The organism is Nocardia arizonensis (assembly GCF_001310275.1).
Lineage (GTDB): Bacteria > Actinomycetota > Actinomycetes > Mycobacteriales > Mycobacteriaceae > Nocardia > Nocardia arizonensis.
In genome coordinates this window covers 1-5,077 of record NZ_LGYZ01000130.1, presented here as the reverse complement: position 1 = coordinate 5,077, position 5,077 = coordinate 1, and the positions used below count along the sequence as shown (strand labels likewise).

Annotated in this window: 6 protein-coding genes; 5 read left to right on the top strand and 1 reads right to left on the bottom strand. The window is 67.4% G+C overall.

Annotated elements, in window-relative coordinates; genetic code table 11:
• The first annotated feature begins 291 nt into the window (after window positions 1-291).
• From carD to rlmB, 5 genes are all read left to right on the top strand, one after another.
• Window positions 292-780, top strand: coding sequence for an RNA polymerase-binding transcription factor CarD (gene carD / locus APZ21_RS30220; protein ID WP_011206964.1), 489 nt, complete (start codon window positions 292-294; stop codon window positions 778-780).
• A 2-nt stretch (window positions 781-782) separates the two neighbouring features.
• A complete protein-coding gene (gene ispD, locus APZ21_RS30215) occupies window positions 783-1,502 on the top strand; it encodes a 2-C-methyl-D-erythritol 4-phosphate cytidylyltransferase (RefSeq protein WP_054816700.1) in 720 nt (239 codons plus the stop codon).
• Between the two features lie 2 nt (window positions 1,503-1,504).
• The gene (gene ispF / locus APZ21_RS30210; RefSeq protein WP_054816699.1) at window positions 1,505-1,972 is read left to right on the top strand and encodes a 2-C-methyl-D-erythritol 2,4-cyclodiphosphate synthase; all 468 of its coding nucleotides are present in this window, start codon (window positions 1,505-1,507) and stop codon (window positions 1,970-1,972) included.
• A 66-nt stretch (window positions 1,973-2,038) separates the two neighbouring features.
• Window positions 2,039-3,442, top strand: a complete 1,404-nt coding sequence (cysS, locus tag APZ21_RS30205; RefSeq protein WP_054816698.1) for a cysteine--tRNA ligase — start codon at window positions 2,039-2,041, stop codon at window positions 3,440-3,442.
• Window positions 3,442-4,425 carry a 23S rRNA (guanosine(2251)-2'-O)-methyltransferase RlmB gene (rlmB, locus tag APZ21_RS30200; protein WP_054816701.1) on the top strand — a complete coding sequence of 328 codons (984 nt, stop codon included), beginning with the start codon at window positions 3,442-3,444 and terminating at the stop codon, window positions 4,423-4,425. The genes cysS and rlmB overlap by 1 nt, the downstream gene beginning before the upstream one ends.
• A 140-nt stretch (window positions 4,426-4,565) precedes the next feature.
• On the opposite strand, the gene APZ21_RS34515 is transcribed toward rlmB, so the two are convergent.
• The gene (locus tag APZ21_RS34515) at window positions 4,566-4,730 is read right to left on the bottom strand and encodes a hypothetical protein (RefSeq protein ID WP_156371405.1); all 165 of its coding nucleotides are present in this window, start codon (window positions 4,728-4,730) and stop codon (window positions 4,566-4,568) included.
• Window positions 4,731-5,077 lie beyond the last annotated feature (347 nt).

Here is a 5,077-nt window from a genome sequence, read left to right as displayed (position 1 = left end):
GGACGCGAGACACAAGGGGCCGCGAACCCGCCGCGCCGAAGGCGCGGCCAGAGACACAGCTGTGTAACAGTTTCGAGACCCATTAGGATTGCTGGGAATCTGCTGAGTTTTCGATCGAGGGGGAACGGCGGGTCATGCCCACGGATAACCCGTTCTGTCACAACGTAATGCACACCGTGTCGGTTCTGTCAACCCCAGTGGTTGCCTCGTTGTGGCCCTGACCTGCGCCGTTGATCGCGCCGTTATCGAGTCGCATGTTAAACTGTGAACATCGAAAGGGGCACGGGACACATGATTTTTAAGGTCGGAGACACCGTCGTTTACCCCCACCACGGAGCGGCGCTGATCGAAGCAATCGAGACTCGCACTATCAAGGGTGAGCAAAAAGAGTATCTGGTCCTGAAGGTCGCCCAGGGTGACCTCACTGTTCGGGTTCCCGCGGAGAACGCCGAATACGTCGGCGTCCGTGACGTCGTCGGCCAGGAGGGTCTCGACCGAGTCTTCCAGGTGCTGCGGGCGCCGCATACGGAGGAGCCGACCAATTGGTCGCGTCGCTACAAGGCCAACCTGGAGAAGCTCGCTTCCGGTGATGTGAACAAGGTGGCCGAGGTCGTCCGCGATCTGTGGCGCCGTGAGCAGGATCGCGGACTGTCGGCGGGTGAGAAGCGCATGCTCGCGAAGGCCCGTCAGATTCTCGTTGGTGAGCTCGCGCTCGCCGAGGGAACCGACGACGGCAAGGCCGAGACTCTGCTCGACGAGGTCCTCGCCGCGGCTTCCTGACCGTGAATACCGCTGACAGCGGCGAATCCGTCGTTGCCTTGGTGCCTGCCGCCGGTCGCGGCGTACGTTTGGGTGCGAACATGCCCAAGGCGTTCGTCGAGGTCGGCGGCAGCCCCATGGTCCGGCTCGCCGTGGAGGGCTTGCTCGCCTCGGGAGCCGTCGACCGGATCATCGTCATGGTCCCCGCTGATCTGGTCGAGAGCGCCGTCGCCCTGCTACCCGGTTCATCCGTTTCCCCGGCGGATGCCGTGCAGGTGGTCGTCGGCGGTGCCGAGCGCACGGATTCCGTGCGGGCGGGTATCGCCGCGGCGCCCGACGCCGCCTATTTCCTGGTGCACGACGCCGCCCGCGCGCTGACCCCGCCCCGGTTGATCGCCGAGGTCGCGGCCGAACTGCGCGCGGGGCATGCCGCGGTGGTTCCCGCCTTGCCCGTGGTCGACACCATCAAGGCGGTCGACGGGTCCGGCACGGTGACCGGCACCCCGGATCGCGCGGGCCTGCGCGCGATCCAGACGCCGCAGGGTTTCGCCGCCGACCTGTTGCGCGCGGCGTATGCCGCCGATGTCGCGGCCACCGACGACGCGGGGCTGGTGGAATTGCTCGGCGCCCGGGTGCGGACCGTTCCGGGTGACCCGATGGCTTTCAAGATCACCACCGCGTTGGACCTGACCCTCGCCGAGACCTTGGCGGCACGGCTCGACCTGATCGCGCCGCTGTCATGAGTATGCGTGTCGGCATCGGCAGCGATGTGCATCCGATCGAACCCGGCCGCCGATGTTGGATGGCCGGCCTGCTGTTCGACGACGCCGACGGTTGCGCCGGGCATTCCGACGGCGATGTCGCCGTCCACGCCCTCTGCGACGCGCTGCTCTCGGCGGCCGGACTCGGCGATGTGGGTGCGGTGTTCGGCACCGGGCGCCCGGAGTGGGCGAACGTGTCCGGTGCGCGCATGCTCGAAGAGGTGCGCAGAGTGCTCGACGACGAAGGCTTCGAGGTCGTCAATGCCGCTGTACAGGTGATCGGCAATCGGCCGAAGATCGGCCCGCGCCGCGCGGAAGCCCAGAAAGTGCTGGGTGAACTGCTCGGGGCGCCGGTTTCGGTATCCGGCACCACCACCGACGGGCTCGGGCTCACCGGCCGCGGCGAGGGCGTCGCCGCCATCGCCACGGCATTGCTGCGACACAAGACATAGCACCCGGTTCGGCAGGACCTGAGCCGGGGCGAGAACCCCCAGCTACACCGACTAGGATCGACTGCCGTGACTCTGCGCCTCTTTGACACCGAAACGCGGACCGTGCGCGAATTCGCGCCGCTGGTCCCCGGCCGTGCTTCGGTGTACCTGTGTGGGGCCACCGTGCAGGGTGAACCGCATATCGGCCATGTGCGCAGCGGCGTCGCCTTCGACGTACTGCGGCGATGGCTGGAGGCGCACGACTACGACGTCTGGTTCGTCCGCAATGTCACCGATATCGAGGACAAGATCCTGACCAAGGCCGCCGAGGCAGGCAGGCCGTGGTGGGAGTGGGCGGCGACCTACGAACGCGCCTTCGACCGTGCGTACCGGCAGCTCGGGGTGCAGCCGCCGTCGGTGGAACCGCGCGCGACCGGGCACATCACCCAGATGATCGACATGATGCGGCGGCTCATCGACGCCGGGCACGCCTACGCCTCCGAGGGCAATGTCTATTTCGACGTGGTGAGCTATCCCGCCTACGGGCAGCTGTCCGGCCACCGGCTCGACGATGTCCACCAGGGCGAGAGCGCGGGCGCGGGTAAGCGCGATCCGCGCGACTTCACCCTGTGGAAGGCGGCCAAACCCGGTGAGCCCACCTGGCCCTCGCCGTGGGGTCCGGGACGTCCCGGCTGGCATCTGGAATGCTCGGCGATGGCCGAGTTCTATCTCGGTCCTGAATTCGATATCCACTGCGGTGGTATGGATTTGGTTTTTCCGCACCACGAGAACGAAATCGCGCAATCGAAGGCCGCGGGCGACGCATTCGCGCGGTACTGGTTGCACAACGGTTGGGTGACTCTCGGCGGTGAGAAGATGTCGAAATCGCTCGGCAATGTCCTCTCCGTGCCGAATGTCCTGAAAAATGTTCGCGCTGTTGAACTCCGGTTCTATCTGGGCAGCGCGCATTATCGGTCGATGCTGGAATATTCCGACAAGGCATTGCACGACGCGGCGGCCTCGTATCAGCGGATCGAGGCATTCGTGCACCGGGTAGCCGACCGGGTCGGGGAAATTCCGGTGGGCAAGTGGACCGACGCGTTCGCCGAGGCGCTCGACGACGATCTGGCCGCGCCGCGCGCGCTGGCCGAGGTGCACCGGGTCGTGCACGAGGGCAACAAGGCGCTGGAGTCGGGTTCGATCGACGCCGCCCGTGAACTGGCCGGTCAGGTGCGCGCCATGCTGAACATCTTCGGTGTGTGCCCGCTGGACCCGCAGTGGTATCGCCCGCAGGACAATTCGGCCGCGCTGGCCGCGCTGGACGTCCTGGTCCGCGCCGAACTCGACCGCCGCCAGCGTGCCAGGGCCGAGAAGAACTGGGCCGACGCCGATGCCGCGCGGGACCGTTTGCAGTCCGCGGGTATCGAGGTGACCGATACGGCCGAGGGTCCGCAGTGGTCGCTGGCCGCCGCGCGTGGAAAGGCGAACTGATGGCAGGCAATTCGCAGCGCCGTGGCGCTGTCCGCAAGGGCGCTTCCAAGAAGGGCGCGGTCGTCGGCTCCGGCGGTAAGCGCAGGCGCGGTCTCGAGGGCCGCGGCGCGACGCCTCCCGCCGAGATGCGCACCAAACATCCCGCCGCCAAACGCGCCGCGGCGAAGGCCAAAGCGGCGACCGCGCGCCAACCCGGCGGCCGCTCCGCCACGGCCCGCCCCGCGGGCCGTCGCAACGAGGACGGACCCGAGCTGGTACTCGGCCGCAATCCGGTCCTGGAATGTCTGCGCGCCGAGGTCCCCGCCACGGCGCTGTACGTGGCCGTCGGCACCGAGAACGACGATCGCCTCACCGAGAGCGTCAAGCTGGCGGCCGATGCGGGCATCTCGATTCTCGAGGTGCCCCGCACCGACCTGGACCGTTTGAGCGCCAACGGTTTGCACCAGGGCGTAGCCCTCCAGGTCCCCCCCTACCGCTACGCCCACCCCGACGATCTGCTGGATCGGGTACGCCAGAACGCCGCCCCCGGCCTGCTGGTGGCGCTGGACAATATCTCCGACCCCCGCAACCTCGGCGCGGTGATCCGCTCGGTCGCCGCCTTCGGAGGCCAAGGCGTACTGATCCCGTCCCGCCGCACCGCGAGCGTTACCGCGGTGGCCTGGCGCACCAGCGCGGGCGCGGCCGCGCGGCTTCCAGTAGCGCGAGCCACCAATCTGACCCGCACACTGAAGGATTGGGCGAACAAGGGCTACCAGATCGTCGGCCTGGATGCGGGCGGCGACACCACCCTCGACAATTTCGACGGTCGAGAACCGACGGTCATAGTCGTCGGCTCGGAAGGCAAGGGCCTGTCCCGCCTGGTCCGAGAATCCTGCGACGCGATCCTGAGCATCCCCATGGCGGGCCCGGTCGAGTCCCTGAACGCCTCGGTAGCCGCGGGCGTAGTCCTGGCGGAAGTAGCCAGACAACGCCGAATCGGCTGAGTCCTCGATCGCATCGAAGAAGTTGATGTTCTCGCTGTGCGCCGGGGACACGTCGGCCAGCGCCTCGTCGTCCACCCGGCGGACCTCAGCCGCATCTGTTCCACCGCGAGGCCGCCGCCGCGGTCATCTTGCCGCCACCCTTACCGGACTTCGACACGATTGAGACCGTTGACAATTCGGCGGCCGGGGTGCAGTCCGGAGGCCACCAGCGCCACAGCGATCACGACGATTCCGCTGACGAACAGCATCACCACATAGAAGCCGAACATATTTCCCCCACCATGAGCAGATAGAACGACGATCAACCTAGATCACCGGCGCCGGGACCTCCAACCCGAACCCAGTCCCGGGCACCGAGGCCGCGGCATCGCGGCGTGCGCGGTGAGAGCAGCCGGCCGTGGCAGCGGCGGCAGTGCGTGACCAGTCTCACCTCGGGCCGGTCGTCGTTGGCGGCCATATCGTTTCCCCGCTGGCCGAACAGCTTCGCCGCGAGTGTGACATGAGAGAAGCCCGATACTGCCATCATCGACCGCTACGCACCCACACGCGGTGATGAGCCGAGCGATCCCCAGGTTCATTTCGGTTCCGTTGGGTCCGTACCCGTCCGGCCCTGCTGGTTCACCCCAACCCATCACATCCACACCCAACCCAG